Genomic DNA, 18,142 nt, shown 5'->3' with positions numbered 1-18,142 from the left:
TAAATCAATAAATTAATATACGATGGTTTTCGCTATAGAGTTTACGCAGTTACAGATGTAATGAAAACGTGAAAGAACTATCCGACAACAATCTACCTATACTTATTGTGCTAACTGGGGATTACCTAAATGGAGATGCCAAATGGCTATGAGCATCGGCTCTGAATACTCCACATGGTAACGGAGTTCTCGTAGTAGTCCGAGGTGGGGAAAGCCTACTACATGGCGAAGGGGAACAGTTTACAAGGATTAACACTATGCAGAAAGGAGCGAAAGGCTCTTGCAAAATTCTAATGTAGTCTTAATCAATCTATCGAAGAAGGCGATTAAAGGAGATTACTATTTCGATAGGTTATATAGGATACTATATAACCCACAAATGTATATCAAGGCTTACTCCAACATTTACAAAAATGATGGAAGTTCTACGAGTGGGATAGATGGTGAAACTGCTGATGGATTCAATGAATTACGAATCAATAAGATTATTGATTCTCTAAAAGATGAGAGTTACCAACCAAAACCTGCAAAAAGGGTATACATTCCTAAGAAAAATAGTAAGAAACGACCGTTAGGAATACCATCGTTTATGGATAGGGTTGTCCAAGAAATTTGTAGAATGATTTTAGAGGCAATATACGAGCCGAATTTCTCTGAACACTCTCATGGGTTTCGACCAAATAAAAGTTGCCATACTGCTCTAATGGAGATTTCGAGACTTTATACAGGGGTAAATTGGTTTATTGAGGGAGATATTAAAGGTTTCTTTGATAATATCGACCACAACGTACTCATTAACCTTTTGCGTAAAACTATTAAAGATGAAAAATTCATCAGATTAATGTGGAAATTTCTTCGAGCAGGTTACGTTGAAGACTTCAAATTTAACAAGACTTATAGTGGAACACCTCAAGGCGGCATTATAAGTCCAATTCTAGCAAATATTTATCTAAATGAACTTGATAAATATGTTGTGGAAGAATTAAAGAAGGACTTTGATAAAGGTGACAGAAAGAAAGACCAAAAACGAAATCCAGTCTATAGAAATCTTGAGTTTAAGGCAGGAGCATTAAAAAAGAAAATTAAACTCTGCGAAATTGAAGCTGACAAACAGAAATTACTTCAAGAATACAAGTTGATTAAACAACAAATGTCTAATACTAGATATATTATTGATTCAACTGAATTCAAGCGTATCAAATACGTTAGATATGCTGATGACTTTATCATTGGCATTAATGGAAGTAAGGAAGATTGCCAGAAGATTAAGCAGACAATTAAAGATTTTCTTGATACCCATCTAAAGTTAGAACTTTCCGATGAAAAAACGCTAATTACTCACAGTAGCCAAAATGCTAAATTTCTAAGTTACAACATTTGCGTAGGTAATAATGATAAAACCTATAAGAACTCGAAAGGTGTAGCAATCAGAAATGCAAGAAGAAACATTCGTCTGATGATGCCTAAGGAAACACTAAGAAATTTCATATCTGAAAATAATTTAGTCGAGGACATTAACGCAAAAGTTTGGAAACCGATTCATAGAAATCAGTATCTAAGACTTAGCGACCTTGAAATCGTTAATATTTACAATGCTGAAATTCGAGGTATGTATAATTACTATCGACTAGCTGAAAATGTCACTCATAAAATGTGGCAGTTAAGATATGTGATGGAATATAGTTGTTTGAAAACTTTGGCTGGAAAACACCAATCGAGTGTTCGCAAAATGATTAATAAACTAAGAAAGGGGAAACATTGGGGGATTAAATACAAAACTAAAAAAGGTGAATCTTTCTGTTATTTTTATAACAAAGGTTTCGTCAGAGATAAGACAATTAGGAAGGATGACCCTAATGTTATTCCAAATACGCAGATGTTTAGTTTATCCACTACTGAGTTAGAGAGAAGAATTAGCACTAGAAAATGTGAAGGGTGTGGGAAAGAGGATGTACCATTTGAGATTCATCATGTTCATAGATTAAAAGATCTAAAAGGAAAAGAATTATGGGAGAAAATGATGATTGCTCGAAATAGAAAGACCTTAGTGCTGTGCCATGATTGTCATAACAACATTGCACACCCTCATGGATAGATATTTGTAAATGGAAAGCCGTATACACAGAGATGTGTACGTACGGTTTGGGAGGAGGCTACTGAAAACCTACTGTGGAAACACAGCAAGGCGTCGGTAGCCCACCTCACGAGCTCGCAAAGGATGAAGCGGATCGCTATTATTTGCTTATTCACACAGGCTCGCGCTATGTAGGGGCAAAGGTAGCCAATTGGCATCAAAAAAGAGCCTATGAAAATTTAAGCCGCCAAGATTTAACGGAAAAAATAGCGGAGCTGAAGCAGCAAGGGCGAGCCCAAGAAATTCAGAGCATGATTCAAAGCTATAAAGTGCAAAATCCTGTGATTCCAAAGGATTTAGCTTATTTAGAGGGTGATCTTTTCCATGATTATATTCACGATATGAAGATTGCCCAGCAGTATGCACGCATGAATCGTTGGACAATCGCTAAAACGATTGCTGGGCATATGGGGTGGCAGTTTACGGAGACATTTGATACGATTCATAACTATATTGATACGGAAACAATGACATTGCGGAAGGGCGCTGTTCGTGCCAATCGAGGAGAAAAGCTGGTGATTCCAATGAATATGCGGGATGGGTCACTGATTTGCATAGGAAAAGGCAATGCAGAGTGGAATTATTCAGCGCCGCATGGAGCAGGGCGTATGTTTTCACGTCGCGCTGCCAAAAAAGCCTTAAATATGGACGATTTTAAAGAAACCATGCAGGGCATTTGGACAACATCCGTCAATGAGGAAACATTAGATGAGGCACCAATGGCCTATAAACCAATGGCGGAAATTACCTCTGTTATTGGTGACACAGTCGATATTGTCAAAGTGATTAAGCCAGTCTATAACTTTAAAGCAAGTGAAACTGTAAAACCCTATCAAAGAAAAGGCTAGATAGTTATTAAAAACGAAAAGAAGCGTTGATTTTTTAGGCAAAAAACCGCTTTACTTGTGCAGATCAACATATATTTTATGCTTATTTGCAAAATGTAAAGCGGCTTTATTGTTCATAAAGTTTAAGCTTCTGCTTCTGGTGAGAATGTGCGGTTTGCTAATTCTGCATCCAACATAAAGACAGCATTGGAGTCACTTTCAATACGCTCAATTTTATGAATTAATGTATCAAATGTCGATTCTTCTTCCACTTGCTCATCGATAAACCATTTTAAAAAGGCCATTGTTGCGTGCTCACGCTCATCTAAGGCAATATCAGATAGATTGTAAATACGACGTGTTACTTCTTTTTCATGTGAAAGAGCTGTTTTGAAGGCATCTAAAATGGATTCAAAATGGTTGCCTGGGCTATCAAAGCCATGGATTGTTGCACGGTAGCCCATATCGCTTAAAAAATTATAAAATTTCATTGCATGGAAACGTTCTTCCTCAGCTTGTACTAAAAAGAAATTAGCAAAGCCATCATAATCTTGATCTGTACAATAGGCTGCCATTGCCATATAAGCATGCGCAGAGTAAAATTCAAAATTCATTTGTTCATTTAGTGCTGTGTGTAATTTTTCAGATAACATATAAGTTTCCTCCCTTTGAAGTAAATGCCTACAGCTCTAGTATACAGTGTAGCTATCGCAATGGACAAAAATTTTAAAATTAAGAGCAAAACATGCAAAAGTTAATTGATATCCGTTATCAATTAGAAAATTCGCGCACTTTCTGATAAAAAGAAAAAATCGCTTCAACTGTTGTTGAGGCGATTTTTTTCGACATTATGCTTGTTTTTTCTGATTTTTAAGACCGATTAAGTAGCCACCAAGTGCAATGGCGATTAAGACGATCCAGAAGGTAGCTTTCCACAATGTAGAATGTGGAAACTCATGTGGAATCAGTTCTAATTTTTCATGTCCTAATGTTAAAACAGCTAATTTTACACCAACCCAACCTACGATCAGAAAGGCAGCTGTTTCAAGAGAAGGAAATCTTTCAAGAACAGTGACAAACCAACGAGCAGCAAATCGCATCATAATCACGCCAATAATACCGCCCAAGAACATAACAGCAAATGGACCTGCGTTAATGCCGCCAATATCAAAATCACCGATATGCGGAAGTGTTACAGCAATCGCTACGGCTGCTAAAATCGAATCCACCGCAAACGCGATATCCGCAAGCTCAACCTTTACAACCGTCATCCAAAAGCCAGATTGCTTTTTAGGCTCCTTCAGTTCCTCTGAATCATCGGATGATGCTTTCCAGGATTCATAAATATGCTTAATGGATATAAATAGTAGATAAATGGCACCAACCGCTTGGATTTGCCAAAAGTTCACAAGGGTTGTGATTAAGAATAAGGCAATAAAGCGGAAAATAAATGCCCCAGCTAAGCCATATAATAATGCTTTTTGTTGTTGAACTTTTGGTAAATGCTTCACCATAACCGCCATAACAACAGCATTATCTGCCGCCAATAACCCTTCTAGTACGATTAATACGACAAGTACCCATGCGTATTCTAATAAAATTGCTTCCAAAATCGTTCCTCCTTTATTCATTGAACAGAAATGAATGATGTGCTTCTAACCTATTTTTACCTATTTTAAGCAAAAGAAAAAGACCCCTGCCTAAAAAATAGGCAAAGGTCTTGCTAAGCAATGTATAACTTGTTATACAAAAAATGCTATCACACCCGATGGTATTAAACCATGTAATGACGAATGTGAAACCAGATGCTTCGTTCGCATCTGCTAGCTACTCCCCCTTGACAATAAAGTCAAAAGCTATTCAATTCTTAGTTAGATAATAACATATAGCAGAGAATATGTAAATAAAAATATACCGTTATAGAAAAAATATTTTCCATTACAATTGTAGAAATGATACTATTAACAACAGGTGAAATTTTTACAACTAGAAGGGAGACAAGCATGTATAGAAAATTTTTTTCCTACTATAAGCCTCATAAGCGATTATTTATCATTGATTTTTCAAGTGCCATTATTGTCGCTATTTTAGAGCTTGCATTTCCATTAGCTGTACAATGGTTTATTGATAAGCTATTGCCAACAGGTGATTGGAGTATGATTGTCAAAGTCAGTCTATTATTGCTGCTTGTTTATGCTATTAGTACACTCTTGAACTTTATCGTCAACTATTTAGGCCATAAACTAGGCATCAATATTGAGACCGATATGCGGCAAGAATTATTTACACATGTGCAAAGGCAATCATTCCGTTTCTTTGATAATACGAAGACAGGTCATATTATGAGTCGTATTACCAATGATTTATTTGATATAGGGGAGTTTGCCCATCATGGACCTGAGGATTTGTTTATTGCCATTATGACCTTTATTGGAGCTTTTGCAATTATGTTTAATGTCAACCCAACACTCGCACTAATTGCGGTAATTATGGTGCCGTTTTTAACATGGCTTGTAACATTTAGTAATATAAAAATGAATAATGCCTGGAAAACGATGTATGGCAAAATTGCGGATGTCAATGGCCGTGTGGAAGATAGTGTATCAGGTGCACGCGTTGTGAAATCCTTTACGAATGAAGCGTTTGAAATTAACCGCTTTAAAGAGCAAAACGGCTTTTTCCGTGCAGCTAAATTATATGCCTATAAAATTATGGCAGGCACGCATTCCAGCATTTATATGATGACACGTCTGTTAACATTAGTGGTGCTCGTTGTTGGTGCTTGGCTCAGCTTCAATGGCAAACTTTCTTATGGAGAGCTTGTCAGCTTTGTATTGTATACCAATGTACTCATTAAACCAATTGATAAAATTAGTGCCTTATTAGAGCTTTATCCGAAGGGGATGGCTGGCTTTAAGCGTTTCCGTGAATTAATTGAGCAGACGCCAGAAATTCAAGATCGTAAGAATGCAAAGGCAATCAAGCATTTAGATGGTAATATTTCATTTAACCAAGTGGATTTTAATTATGATACGTCGAAGCAAGTTTTACAGGATATTTCATTTGATATTCGAGCAGGGCAAACCATTGCCTTTGTAGGGCCATCGGGAGCGGGTAAAACGACTATCTGTTCGTTAATTCCGAGATTCTATGAAGTGACAAAAGGTGCAATTACGATTGATGGAATCGATATACGCAATATGACCCAGGCTTCACTGCGCGCTCAAATTGGTATTGTGCAGCAAGATGTCTTTTTGTTTACTGGCACAATTCGTGAAAACATTGCATATGGCAAGCTAGGTGCAAGTGAGGAAGAAATTCGAGAGGCAGCGAAAAAGGCTCATTTAGAGGCATTTATTGCAGAGCTACCAGATGGCTATGAGACGCAAATTGGTGAACGTGGCTTAAAATTATCAGGTGGTCAAAAACAACGACTAGCGATTGCCCGTATGTTCCTGAAAAATCCACCGATCTTAATTTTAGATGAAGCAACCTCTGCACTAGATACGGAGACAGAAATGATTATTCAGCAATCCTTAACAGAGCTAGCGGAAAATCGTACAACGCTTGTGATTGCACACCGTTTAGCGACAATTCGCAATGCAGACCGTGTACTTGTAGTAACACCGAATGGCATTGAGGAAGATGGCACATATGACGAGCTTGTTGCGCAAAATGGTATCTTTGCCAAGCTTCACCATATTCAATTTCGTAAGGAACAATCCGTACCAAAAGATTTTGTTGAGCTAACTTGAACTCCCCCACTTATAGAAATGTGGGATTCCTGCGAACACCAGACCAACGTCTAGTTATAGTAGCAGGCTCTACCTGTATTCCCTACGGTGAAAAACTTGCAATGATTGTACGTTGGACTCCGCTGTCTAGCGTACTGCTTGGTTTTCGCTTTTCGGCTAGACAGAGCGATAGAACGTTAAAGATTTTATATAACAGACGAACTTTCTTGTTATAACCTCCTATCCTCAGTTTTCAAAGAGCAATCTGTACAGGTTCATTAGAGCACATACGTTCTAATTGTGTGACAATTTAGGCTAACGCCTACCGACATTATCTCCCATTTACTCACAGGGTATCCCCTTCACATTCCTTAAAGTGGAGATGTTCTATCGGAAAATGATAAAAAATAGCATTCTCTTACATATCGTTGAGGGGATGCTATTTTTTTAGGGTGCTACCTAATTGTTTAAAATACCTCACAAAAAGGTATTAAAATAAAAATAATAAAATTTTACTAATAATGAAGGAAATTTTTATAGCCGAAAACTATTTAATCAAAGGATTTTAGACAGGCTAGTATTTGTTTCATTTATAAAAGGAGTTAAATTTTTGCAAAGAAAATATATTTTTAGTATCCTGAGCTATTAATATACAGGGCTAAAACGATATTAAAACAGACTGGAGGGTTTACCATTGCATGAAGATAATGATAAAAAGAAAAAATTCTCGTTATTCAATCAGCTTTCTAAATCACTAGGATTCGAGCAAGAGGAACAGACGACTACAGAACAAACATCAAATGTCATTGATTTTATTGAAGAAAAGGAAAAAAATAAGGCCCAGGAAGGCATAAAATGGCTAAAAGCAGCTGCTGATTTAGGGGATACAGGAGCCATGAATGAATTAGCCTATAGTTTTTTAACAGGAACTGGCTTACCGCCAAATATTGTGGAGGGTGAGTACTGGCTACGGCGATCTGCAGAGCTTGGTAACTTGTGGGCGATGGTTGATCTAGCGATTCGTTTACTTGATGGCGAAATACTAGGAAAAAATTCAGCGGAGGGGGAAAAGTGGCTACGATTAGCAGTTGATCGTCGCGATAGTGTGGCGACAAGAATTTTAGGCTATCGTTTAATCCATGGGGATAGCTTAGGGCAAAATATAGAAGAGGGCGTTAACTGGCTTCGCCTAGCCGCTGAGGAATTAAACGAACTTGTAGCCATGAGACTATTAGGCATCTACCTGATTAAAGGTGAACATATGGAGCAGCATGTGGAGGATGGTGAATACTGGCTAAAGCGAGCGGCTGAGGCAGGAGAGAAGGTAGCGATGAGAGAGTGGGGGAAATATTTAGTGAGAGGTTTATAGGCTCACTCTTCTGAATATTGAATAGAGCTTCGAATAAAGCCACTTATTCGAGGTTCCATCAATAGGTGATTTAGACAAATTTAAGTATTATTTAAATTGAAAATATTTTATATTTGTTTTATAATTTAACAGATTTACAAGAAAGCAAGGTGATTTGTAGCTATAAACTTCAAAAGATACTATCCTTATCCTGAATAACTTCATTTAAATAGTATACCTTTATGGTATAAAAATCCTCTAAAGTGTAAAAAGGTAAATCACTATCTTATAGCAAAAACAAATCAAGCATAGCCTCAATAGAATACATACAATCAACACAGATGCTTAATTAACAATAACGATCCTAAAACTATACAACAAAAGGGTGTTGATGATGAGCGTAGGAAAAAAATTAAACCTGTCTTTTATTACCTTTATTTTTTTATTAGCTGCTTCCATTGGTAGTAGTATCTTCAACTTAAATACGATTGACAAACGAACAAAAGAAGCGATGGATTCTCGTTTAGAACAGCTTCTCCTTATAGAAGAACTCCGCTTTACCATTGCTACACAAGAAGTATTTATTCGTGCAATGATTTTGAATCCATCATCTGAAAATAAAGAGCAGCTTTTAAACACTGCAAAGCAGCTAGACGATACCATTGTTACATTAGAGGGTTATTTAAAGGCTCAGGAAATGAAGGAATTATGGTCCCAAGTAAATGACGCTAATAACCAATTCAATACAGAAATGCCAAAACTCATAGCAGCTACGGAGAATGATAATATTGCACAAGCAACCTCCATACTGAATACAACCATTTCACAGGCTAATGTAGAACTATTTGATATAGCCGCACAGATGAAAGACTATCAAACGGCACAAATGGAAGATATTGAGAATTCAACCTTCTCTGCCATTATCAATGCACGAACAATATCTATTGCTATTTTAGTAATCACTATAGTAATTGCGATTGGTTTAATGATTTATGTACGCCGTGCCATCACAAAGCCGTTATTAGGCATGATAGATGTTGCAATGGTTATTCGTAATGGTGATTTATCAAAAGAGGATATGACAATAATTTCCAATGATGAAATTGGTCAATTAGGTACTGTGTTTAACGAGATGAAAAATAATTTAAGTAATTTGATTATACATATCCAAACCAATGCGGAACGATTAAGTGCATCTGCCGAGGAGCTTTCTGCAAGTGCCGAGGAAATGACAGCGACAACCGAGGATGTGACAAGGCAGGCAACAGAAACGGCAGAAAGCTCACAACTAGCGTCCGGTGCAGCAAATGAAAGTGCGGTTGCAATGGAGGAGACAGCACACGGTATCCAGCGTATTGCCGAGGCTTCCCAGCAGCTTCACACCTCTTCCCTTTATGCGAGTGAGACAGCAACAAATGGTACAGAAATTATTGCGGATGCCAAAAAGCAAATGGATACGATTAATGAGTCAACCTCTACCGTCAATGAGCTGGTGCAAAAGCTGGCAAAGCAAACAGAGGAAATTGGCAATATTACGAAGGTGATTACGGATATAACTGAACAAACCAACTTGTTAGCATTAAATGCAGCGATTGAAGCAGCGCGTGCAGGGGAGCATGGGAAAGGCTTTGCCGTCGTGGCAGATGAGGTGCGTAAGCTGGCAGAGGAATCCAAGGCATCTGCAAATAGTATTACAATGCTTACAACAGAAATTCAGCAGGATACGGAAAATGTCGAACGTGCTATGACCAATTCACTGGCGTCTGTACAGGATGGGGTAGTGGTGATCACCAAGGCTGGCGAGTCCTTTGCAACAATTGTGGGAGCAGTTGGTGAAATGACCCATCAAATTCAAGAGGTTTCGGCAACGGCTGAGGAGCTTTCTGCCAGTGCGGAACAAGTGTCAGCCTCTGTCACAGAGATTGCCACAGGCGCGAAAAATATCACAAGCAATATTGATACGGTGGCAGCCGCAATGGAGGAGCAGTCTGCAACGATGAATGAAGTGACAAATGTGGCGACAGCGTTAAGCGAAAACGCTCAGGAATTACAGGAAGAAGCACGGAAGTTTAAAGTATAATTTATCACTGTAAACCGCTAGCATTCTCTAAAAGGGATGCTGGTGGTTTTTTTCCATAATAACAGACTGTAAGACCCTCACTGTACAACATAAGCTAATACATTATGTTTAAGTGGGATCTTACAGCCTGTATAAACAAAGGTTGATGCAACGTCCAATCAGCAGGAGATATGCGAAAACTCGCGCTGATTGAAGGCTCACTTTATTGTTCTTTTTGATTAGGAATTTTGGATGTTCGTGTAAAATCTTGAGGTGCAAGTGCTTTATTACGCTCTGAGTAGCCTTTGGGAGATAGACGGAAAATAGATTTTTTTATGGTCATCCAATTTAGATCTGTCGCTAAATTCATGTAAGAATAACCGTAAATTCGAATATTGCACAAGTATAAAAATGTGAGGTATAACGACACAAAAAAGCCAAATAACCCTAAAAAGGCACTTGCTAAAATAAAGGCGACACGCAATATACTAATGGATGTAACAAGGGACTGATTCACTAATGTAAAGGAAGCAATTGTAGAAATAGCGATGATCACAATCATTTCTGGGCTTGTTACACCTGCGCGAATCGCTGCATCTCCTATAATTAATCCTCCTACAACACTAATTGTGCCCCCGATAACAGAGGGTAGACGTAAGCCTGCCTCACGAAATAGCTCAAACATGAGTAGCATCAGCAGCATTTCCAGTGAAGAGGGAAGCGGTAATCCTGCCTTCGCTTGTACAACTGTTGCTAGTAGCTGTAGCGGTAATTGGTTTTGATGATAGGTTGTTAAGGCAAGCCAAAAGGCAGGAAGTAGTAACCCAATCAGAATCCCGAAAATCCTTAATAATCGTTCTAATGAGCTAAAGACAATGGGATACTCATTATCCTCAGCAGATTTCAGTAATAAAAATAAATTCACAGGTGTAACAACGCCATAGGCCACACCATCCACAAAAATAATAAATCTGCCTCTTGCTAATGCCTGCACCGCATAATCAGGCCGTCCCGTGTAATCAAATTTTGGAAATAGCTTGGAATTTTTATTGACACGCTCCATCAATAAATCGCCACTAAAAATAATATCTGTATCAATCGCTGCTAATTGCTTTTTTATGCCGTGTAAAATATCCATATCGACAATATCATCAAAATAAAGAATCGCCACCGTTGTTTTGGAGCGTTTGCCAATCTCCATTTTTTCCACGCAAAAAGAATTGGTTGGTAATCGTTTACGTAGCAGAGCAATATTGACACGAATATCTTCAATAAAATTATCTCGTGGTCCTTTAACAATTACCTCCATGCGTGTTTCTTCAGGCTGGCGATTTGGTTTTTTCGCAATATCACACGCGTATAACAGCTTGTCTTTATCAAAATAGAGCAGCAAAAAACCACTATAGACCAATGTAATAAGCTGTTCTTTGTCCTGTACTTTTTTGAGACTAGGTAGATGAAGATGACGCGTAATATTTTCTTCAAAGGGAATCTCTTCTAAATGATCATAGAAATACTGAATACGTTGCATAATAACTTCGTTCAGCATTTGCTGATCAATCATCGCATCACAGGTAATAAAGTGTACCTTTTGTTGATGAAAGGTATATTCCTGAAATTGAATATCTGCTGATTTTTGAAATAATTTTTTTAACGTATGAAGCTCTAGCGCCTGCTCTTGCTGAGGCATTATGACTCACCGCTTTCCATGTCTTGTTTTTCAGTTTTCCCCTTTTGAGAAGATTTATCCGACAAGGAAGCAATAATCACGAAAAAAATAGAAAGTGCAAAGAAAAAAATAAACGTAGTTGTTAAGATATAGTTTCCCTTTATCTTTAAAAATAAATTTTCATTTAACATAATTAATGGCAAACAAATAATAAAGAAGGGCGGTGCAAGCATGTTCCATATACGCTTAGGATTGCCCGTCATTTTTAATAAATCTGCGACGATATAAAGCAAGAAACTAACACGAATAAAGGTTCCTGTGAGCCATTGATAAATCGAGAAAAAGTCAAGATGTTCAATATAGCGCCCAATTGTCACCAATCCCCATTCTTCATAGGCAGGGTATCGTTGTTTAGCTGCTTCTACTGGACCGAATTCTGTAATAGCGCCAATTAATGGCCCTAATGTAAGTCCCGTTAGAATAAATAGCATAATAGCAAAGTGATACCAGCGAATACGTTCCTTATATTGATGCTGTAAAAATAAGAGGATGAATAGCTCAATAAATCCCGATGCTGGAAAGATCATGCCCTTTATGACAGGCTCGAAACCATGCTCAAAAAAGGGTCGTAATAAATCATAGTTTTTGACTTGTATATTGGTAAAGGCTACAAAAAAACCAAAGACTACCACGCCAAAGAGCACAAAAACATTTAAAATAACCATGGTTTGTAAGCTTGTTGTTACAAGTAAGATACAAAGGATGGTATAAATAAATAATAGGATAATGACAGGCGTCTGTGGTAAAAAGGTTGTGTTGACCCACTGTAACGTTTCAACCATTGTAAAAGCAGTTACAATAATTAAATAAATGGCGATTGTGTAAATCACAATAGTAGCGCCGATTTTTCCAATTTTTTGATGTAACCAATCCCCTATAGGCTTCTGCTGTGTTTTTTTTTGAACATACACTAATAGAAATAGCCAAAAGAACAGAATGACTGCCGCAAACAGCACAGATAGCCAGCCATCTCGTTGGGCTGTATCCAGTAGTGGAGGAAGAATGGTTACATGGTTTTTTAAGCCAATAACAGTCATTGATAAGAAGATAACATGTAAAATACCGATTGATCCTACATCTTTCATGATGAAAACCCTCTAACATTGATTGATACATATTAGCTTAGACAAAAAACACCAGCTTTATAAGCAAAAAAGAGACGCTTGTTACAAAGCGTCCCTAGTTCCCTGTATTAATGAATATACGTCATACTAACAAGATTTTCCTTTAGGATAGCGGTTGGAATTTCAAACTCCACCACACCCATATAGCCCGGTGCTACTTCATATTTATCAAAGGAGATAATAAGCTTACCAGTATCAGAAATATAAAATTGCTGATTAGGCTTAATAGTCGTAAATTCCTCCATCAGCTCTTCATCCGCTAGGCCAGCACCTTTCACCCAATAGATTTTTTCCTGATTCGATTCGGCTATCTGCGTACGCATTTGCTCTTTAATATTGTCACTAATAATATCAATATATTGCTGATCTTTAAAAAGCATTGGCAAGGTAAGTAAAATTTCATGTTCTTTATCAATGGTATCGTATTCTATCACTGTTGAAGAGGAGGCAACGGTATTTACAACATAACGACCAATGGATAAAATTTGCTCATTATCTGTTTTAACTTCAAAGCCGCTATCAACACCTAAATGACCACCCCCATTAGCTTTTAAATCACCAACTTCAGCGATAAACTCCTCATACAATGCCTTTCCTTGTGCGCGATATTTTTCATTTAATATCTGTGCAAGATCTTGATTTTCTAAGTTTTCAATGGAAGGTACTTGAATAGTGGCATCATAGCCGTCTTCTTCCACCTTATATTCTGTCCATGTTAAAACCTTCACAACACTCCCCACAACAGGAATTTCTGAGAGTGTCCGTGCCATGGCAGGACTCATATTTAAACTAGCGGTAAATAGCATTGCCGCAGCGGCTGTACCGAGCAGCCATTGTGGAGTACGTCTTTTTCTCTTGTTGCGACCTTGCTTTAGCGCATTTTCTACAACGCTGTCTAGCTCCTTTGGAATCGGAATTTCTGTATAGTGTTTTTCTAAATCCTGTAATTTTTTATCCATGGGTACTTTCTCCCTTCACATCTCCCAGGTGTATTTTCAACAGTTTCAGTGCTTTATAAAGACGCGACTTGGCTGTACTCAGCTTAATATCGAGAATCTGGGCAACATCTGCGAGCTTTAAATCCTCAAAGTAATGAAGAATAATCACCTCTCGATACATTTGTGGAAGCTCGTCTAATGCATGCTCCAAATCAATATTTTCATAAACATCCTCTTGGGCAGGGGTTAAATATTGCAATGTATCATCATCTGTCACTTGTAAGCGTTTATGCTTGCGTAAAAAATCAATCGCTGTACGGACAACGATTTTATAAAACCAGCTTTTCATATAAGTAACATGTTCAAGGCGATCTAATGATAGCATGGCCTTTTGAATACTATCCTGTACAATATCCAGTGCGTCCTGTTCGTTTTTGGTATAGCTATAGGCGAGCAAGTAAAAGCGCTCTTTTTGTTCACGAATAAATTGGACAAACACCTCTTCGTGTTGAAATGCATTTCTTATTTTCATGTCCAAAGAAGCTCCTTTTTCACATTATCAAATTGTATACATTAACTTAGACGTACAAAGGGCAGGAAAAAGTTAATGCTTTCTAAAAAACGGTAGGATGAGTTTTTGCCTACCACATGGGAATAATGAAAAATAGTCATATGTAGTTGTCTATCCTAATAGAATGGTCATAAATCATTCATTCATCGTAATGAATAGAAAAAAGATAAATTACCATCAGGTGAAACCTAATAAGTGTGTAAAATCTCTATAATAATCAAATATTTTCTACTTTAAGTATATATTTTGATGTATGATGATATTAACAGTGTTTGGACGTAAAGGGGACGTGAATCACATGAGTTTAGGCAATCATATCCGTATATTTCTTTGTGTAGTGTTTATGGGCGTGCTTGTAGGCTACGTCTTTAATGCACAAAAAGATATAACAGATCATGCGTATATTGAAATGGTGAAAGAGGGCTATTTAGAAAACTTTTCAGATGTTAAAGTGCGTAATGCCTTTAACTATGCTTTCTTTGAACCTTACTGGCGTTACTATGAAGCTAAAACAGGGGAACATGTTGTGGAATTATCGGGCGATATTCTATTTCAAGGGAAAGATGGGCACGCCATTTTACAATTTGTAGTGAATGAGCATACAGAGCAATTTTCACTACGTGGGATGAAATTTAATGATACCGTGCTAAGTACAGTACAAAAACAACAGCTCGTTGGTCTGGTCTATCAAACATGGGAAATGAAACAACTAGCTTACGAGTAAGGTTTTTTGCTTTGTAAATAAGGCAAACTATATTACAGTAAAGGAGGAGCCTATAGATAGAGAGGGTGTTTTGAATGAAGTTAAGTATTTTAGATCAAATGCCAATACCAAAAGGCCATTCAGCAGAAGAAGCCTTTCAACGTACAGAACAACTGGCACTAGTAGGGGAAGAACTTGGCTACCATCGTATGTGGCTAGCAGAACACCATAATAGTCAATCACTGGCAAGCTCAGCTCCTGAGGTAACCGCTGCTTTTTTAGCTGCAAAAACAAAACGTCTTCGCGTTGGCACAGGCGGTGTGATGATGATGCATTATTCGCCTTATAAGCTAGCAGAGGTTTTTAAGACATTAGCAGGACTCGCACCAAATCGTATTGACTTTGGTGTAGGGAGAGCTCCAGGTGGTGATCCTGCCGCTATTTATGCGTTAGCAGAGGGAAGAAGACAACGTTTCACGGAGCAATATGATAAGCTGGAAATCATTTTAAAGCTGATGAATAATCAAAAAACAGGTGAACATGTCTATGATCAAGTGGTCGCAGCACCTGTTCAAATCGCCTTACCAGAGGCTTGGCTACTAGGCTCAAGTGGCCAAAGTGCGATGCAGGCAGGGCAGCTTGGCGTAGGCTATTCCTATGCACAATTTTTCACAGGCAATATGTCAAAGGATATTTTTGATGCCTATAAAGATCATTTTACGCCTTCTTATTATATGGAAAAGCCACAAATCATTGTGACCTATGCGGCAACGGTTGCACCCACATTAGAAGAGGCAGAATATTTGGCAAAGCCTATTGATATTTCTCGCTTACAGCTTATGAAGGGGCAAATTATTCAATCCATATCACCAGAAGAGGCGAAGGATTATCCATTATCGGAAATGGATAAATTAACCATCGCTAATAATCGTAAAGCCAATCTTGTGGGTACACCAAAGGATATTGCTACGTTTCTAAGCGCGGAGCAAGAGCACTATGGCTTTGATGAAGTCATGCTAAACTGCAATCAATATGAGCTTGCAAGCCGCTTAAATTGTTATACATTTTTGGCGAAGGAATTGCTCTAACATAAAAAGCCGTATTTCGTTGTGGAAATACGGCTTTTTGAGAGAGAACGTGTTGGAGTTGAGAGGAGGTAAACTATGCGAAGGTTATGTTTTTTAATTTTTACAATGATGATATTGCTTTTGATAGTAGGGTGTTCCAATGACACAAATGAAGTGACATTGGAAGAGCGTGAAATAGGCTATGTCAAAGAAAAAAGTACTACTCGATTATTAGTTGTTCATAGTGAGAGTAAGGATGAGGCATTAAACAGTTCAATGGAAGACTTAAGAGATATGGGAGCTATTTGGTTAACCGTAACGAATAAACAAATTGAACATATAAAAATCGGTGATAAAGTATCTTATACAACAGGTCCTATTGATCAATCCTCTCCAGCTTCGGGAACTGCTAAAGATATTAAAGTGATTGATGATTAAAAGATTAAAATTCCGCCTTAAATATTTTAAATAGATTTAAGGCGGAATAATTTGTTTGTCAAATTTACTTAGTAGTTGGAGTTATACCTAAATCATTTGCAATGTTTCCAACATGTGAATATACCAATGGATATCCAGGTGCAGCACCTTTTACTATACCAAGTACAGTATAATCTGAATAAACTGTACCACCACTATCTCCCTTAGTATTTGTTGCAGTCGCACCACGTAGATTGAAAAATGTAGAACCATCAACACTATAACCTACGTTTCTACTTGTTAATTTTCCACATGTTACCTTAGTTGTATGACCAGTTTTGCAAACTACTTGACCAACAACATCATTAGACGAATTCTGAAAGCCATTAATAGTTCGCAATCCACCATTTAGATTCATCTCTTTAACCGTTACATTTGTAACTGCGATTCCCATAGCATCTGACATACCATAGTAACTCCAACGTGAACTTGCATGACCAAGATATGTTCCATTATAATTCCAACCTTGACCAGACAAATAGACCCAGCCACCCGTTGATGTATTTTGTATTCTACTACAATGTGCTGCTGTAATAACATAGTATTGACCTGAACTATCTTTAGCACCAAAACCAATGGAACAGCCTCGATTATTTGTAGATATGATTTCTTCACCACCTCTTACAGCTGTATCAGTGGGTGGGTCTGTAACTTCTGTAATAGATATAGGCATCCCTTTAAAGTAGGATTTAATAAAATCCACATTTGCTTTAGTTGTTTTTGCGATTCCGATTGTTACAGTTTGATTTATTATATCTGTAGAAACCATAATTAAATCGATTCCTTGGTTCAACAATTCATCTTTTGCAGCCCATACTTGTTTATTATAGTTATCTAAATCTTCTTCACTGTATACTGTTTCAAAAACCTCGACTTCGTTTCCAAACTCTTCTTGAATTTGTTTAATAGCATTCTGAGTGTTCCGAGATCTAATATTTTTAAATCCGACTTTGATTTTTCCGTTATTTTTTTGATCAATATATATAATATCTATTGCTTCGTTTGCTTTAATTATATTTTTTATCTTAGGGATATATTCCTCTTGAATTTTAATGCGTCTATGCATTTCTTTTTCTTCAGTATCTGTTAGAGCTACACCAAATGTCTTTTTAGAATTAGGATTTTCCATTACGTTTTTGACAAAGCTAGTATCAGAATTAAGTCCAAAATCCTCTCTAAAGTTTTTTTCTTCAACAATGTTAGTAGATAAATCATTTTCCGCACTAACTACACCAGAATGTAAGAAAGGTAGAAACAACGAAACTACTAGTATTGATTTTAATTTCATAAAATTAACACCTCCAAATATGGTTAAATAATTCATTGTATATATATTTTACCAAATATATTTAAATTACTCAATGTGTATTGTGAATAAATTAAATAGTTCTACTTATTTTTATAACTATCACCTCTCTATCTGCTCAATTG

The 18,142-nt window shown here is 37.3% G+C and carries 15 protein-coding genes; 8 read left to right on the top strand and 7 right to left on the bottom strand.

Annotation, left to right across the window (positions count from 1 at the left end):
- Positions 1-280 precede the first annotated feature (280 nt).
- Together MHB44_RS12955 and MHB44_RS12950 are read left to right on the top strand one after the other, a co-directional pair.
- Positions 281-2,095: a reverse transcriptase domain-containing protein gene (locus MHB44_RS12955; RefSeq protein WP_341299499.1), complete on the top strand. Its 1,815-nt coding sequence runs from the start codon at positions 281-283 to the stop codon at positions 2,093-2,095.
- Positions 2,096-2,169: 74 nt separating this feature from the next.
- On the top strand, positions 2,170-2,982 hold the full coding sequence (locus MHB44_RS12950) for an RtcB family protein (protein WP_341299498.1): 813 nt from the start codon (positions 2,170-2,172) through the stop codon (positions 2,980-2,982).
- Between the two features lie 122 nt (positions 2,983-3,104).
- Here the strand turns inward: MHB44_RS12950 and MHB44_RS12945 are convergent, their stop codons facing one another.
- Together MHB44_RS12945 and MHB44_RS12940 are read right to left on the bottom strand one after the other, a co-directional pair.
- Entirely contained in the window at positions 3,105-3,614 is a 510-nt protein-coding gene (locus tag MHB44_RS12945) for a ferritin (RefSeq protein ID WP_341299497.1), read from the bottom strand.
- Positions 3,615-3,809: 195 nt separating this feature from the next.
- Complete coding sequence (locus MHB44_RS12940) at positions 3,810-4,571, bottom strand: TerC family protein (RefSeq protein ID WP_053994576.1); 762 nt, start codon at positions 4,569-4,571, stop codon at positions 3,810-3,812.
- Between the two features lie 393 nt (positions 4,572-4,964).
- Here MHB44_RS12940 and MHB44_RS12935 point away from each other — a divergent pair, with 393 nt between their 5' ends.
- The 3 genes from MHB44_RS12935 to MHB44_RS12925 all read left to right on the top strand — a co-directional run bounded on the left by MHB44_RS12935 (position 4,965) and on the right by MHB44_RS12925 (position 10,123).
- Positions 4,965-6,716, top strand: a complete 1,752-nt coding sequence (locus MHB44_RS12935) for an ABC transporter ATP-binding protein (protein WP_341299496.1) — start codon at positions 4,965-4,967, stop codon at positions 6,714-6,716.
- 673 nt (positions 6,717-7,389) lie between these two features.
- Entirely contained in the window at positions 7,390-8,064 is a 675-nt protein-coding gene (locus MHB44_RS12930; protein ID WP_341299495.1) for a tetratricopeptide repeat protein, read from the top strand.
- A 370-nt stretch (positions 8,065-8,434) separates the two neighbouring features.
- Positions 8,435-10,123, top strand: a complete 1,689-nt coding sequence (locus MHB44_RS12925) for a methyl-accepting chemotaxis protein (RefSeq protein ID WP_341299494.1) — start codon at positions 8,435-8,437, stop codon at positions 10,121-10,123.
- A gap of 202 nt (positions 10,124-10,325) precedes the next feature.
- On the opposite strand, the gene MHB44_RS12920 is transcribed toward MHB44_RS12925, so the two are convergent.
- The 4 genes from MHB44_RS12920 to MHB44_RS12905 all read right to left on the bottom strand — a co-directional run bounded on the left by MHB44_RS12920 (position 10,326) and on the right by MHB44_RS12905 (position 14,425).
- The gene (locus MHB44_RS12920; protein WP_341299493.1) at positions 10,326-11,792 is read right to left on the bottom strand and encodes a spore germination protein; all 1,467 of its coding nucleotides are present in this window, start codon (positions 11,790-11,792) and stop codon (positions 10,326-10,328) included.
- Positions 11,792-12,916: an endospore germination permease gene (locus MHB44_RS12915; RefSeq protein WP_341299492.1), complete on the bottom strand. Its 1,125-nt coding sequence runs from the start codon at positions 12,914-12,916 to the stop codon at positions 11,792-11,794. Before MHB44_RS12915 ends, MHB44_RS12920 begins: the two co-directional genes overlap by 1 nt.
- A 107-nt stretch (positions 12,917-13,023) precedes the next feature.
- Positions 13,024-13,914, bottom strand: coding sequence for a DUF3298 domain-containing protein (locus MHB44_RS12910; protein WP_341299491.1), 891 nt, complete (start codon positions 13,912-13,914; stop codon positions 13,024-13,026).
- On the bottom strand, positions 13,907-14,425 hold the full coding sequence (locus tag MHB44_RS12905; protein WP_341299490.1) for a sigma-70 family RNA polymerase sigma factor: 519 nt from the start codon (positions 14,423-14,425) through the stop codon (positions 13,907-13,909). Before MHB44_RS12905 ends, MHB44_RS12910 begins: the two co-directional genes overlap by 8 nt.
- Positions 14,426-14,762: 337 nt before the next feature.
- Between MHB44_RS12905 and MHB44_RS12900 the strand changes: the two genes are divergently transcribed.
- The 3 genes from MHB44_RS12900 (at position 14,763) to MHB44_RS12890 (ending at position 16,672) form a co-directional block, all read left to right on the top strand.
- Entirely contained in the window at positions 14,763-15,188 is a 426-nt protein-coding gene (locus MHB44_RS12900) for a hypothetical protein (protein ID WP_341299489.1), read from the top strand.
- Between the two features lie 74 nt (positions 15,189-15,262).
- Positions 15,263-16,255: an LLM class flavin-dependent oxidoreductase gene (locus MHB44_RS12895; protein WP_341299488.1), complete on the top strand. Its 993-nt coding sequence runs from the start codon at positions 15,263-15,265 to the stop codon at positions 16,253-16,255.
- A 75-nt stretch (positions 16,256-16,330) separates the two neighbouring features.
- Positions 16,331-16,672, top strand: coding sequence for a DUF3221 domain-containing protein (locus MHB44_RS12890; RefSeq protein ID WP_341299487.1), 342 nt, complete (start codon positions 16,331-16,333; stop codon positions 16,670-16,672).
- A gap of 64 nt (positions 16,673-16,736) precedes the next feature.
- On the opposite strand, the gene MHB44_RS12885 is transcribed toward MHB44_RS12890, so the two are convergent.
- Positions 16,737-17,999: a S1 family peptidase gene (locus tag MHB44_RS12885; protein ID WP_053994587.1), complete on the bottom strand. Its 1,263-nt coding sequence runs from the start codon at positions 17,997-17,999 to the stop codon at positions 16,737-16,739.
- Positions 18,000-18,142 lie beyond the last annotated feature (143 nt).

The sequence above is a fragment of the Lysinibacillus sp. FSL H8-0500 genome (genome assembly GCF_038051955.1).
Lineage (GTDB): Bacteria > Bacillota > Bacilli > Bacillales_A > Planococcaceae > Lysinibacillus > Lysinibacillus macroides.
This window is presented reverse-complemented; position numbering and strand designations above follow the sequence as displayed.

What these genes read in the sequence shown, in the direction of transcription:
- MHB44_RS12945 (WP_341299497.1), bottom strand. Translation starts at nt 3,614, where the DNA reads ATGTTATCTGAAAAATTACACACAGCACTAAATGAACAAATGAATTTT.
- MHB44_RS12935 (WP_341299496.1), top strand. Translation starts at nt 4,965, where the DNA reads ATGTATAGAAAATTTTTTTCCTACTATAAGCCTCATAAGCGATTATTT.
- MHB44_RS12925 (WP_341299494.1), top strand. Translation starts at nt 8,435, where the DNA reads ATGATGAGCGTAGGAAAAAAATTAAACCTGTCTTTTATTACCTTTATT.
- MHB44_RS12920 (WP_341299493.1), bottom strand. Translation starts at nt 11,792, where the DNA reads ATGCCTCAGCAAGAGCAGGCGCTAGAGCTTCATACGTTAAAAAAATTA.
- MHB44_RS12915 (WP_341299492.1), bottom strand. Translation starts at nt 12,916, where the DNA reads ATGAAAGATGTAGGATCAATCGGTATTTTACATGTTATCTTCTTATCA.
- MHB44_RS12910 (WP_341299491.1), bottom strand. Translation starts at nt 13,914, where the DNA reads ATGGATAAAAAATTACAGGATTTAGAAAAACACTATACAGAAATTCCG.
- MHB44_RS12905 (WP_341299490.1), bottom strand. Translation starts at nt 14,425, where the DNA reads ATGAAAATAAGAAATGCATTTCAACACGAAGAGGTGTTTGTCCAATTT.
- MHB44_RS12900 (WP_341299489.1), top strand. Translation starts at nt 14,763, where the DNA reads ATGAGTTTAGGCAATCATATCCGTATATTTCTTTGTGTAGTGTTTATG.
- MHB44_RS12895 (WP_341299488.1), top strand. Translation starts at nt 15,263, where the DNA reads ATGAAGTTAAGTATTTTAGATCAAATGCCAATACCAAAAGGCCATTCA.
- MHB44_RS12890 (WP_341299487.1), top strand. Translation starts at nt 16,331, where the DNA reads ATGCGAAGGTTATGTTTTTTAATTTTTACAATGATGATATTGCTTTTG.
- MHB44_RS12885 (WP_053994587.1), bottom strand. Translation starts at nt 17,999, where the DNA reads ATGAAATTAAAATCAATACTAGTAGTTTCGTTGTTTCTACCTTTCTTA.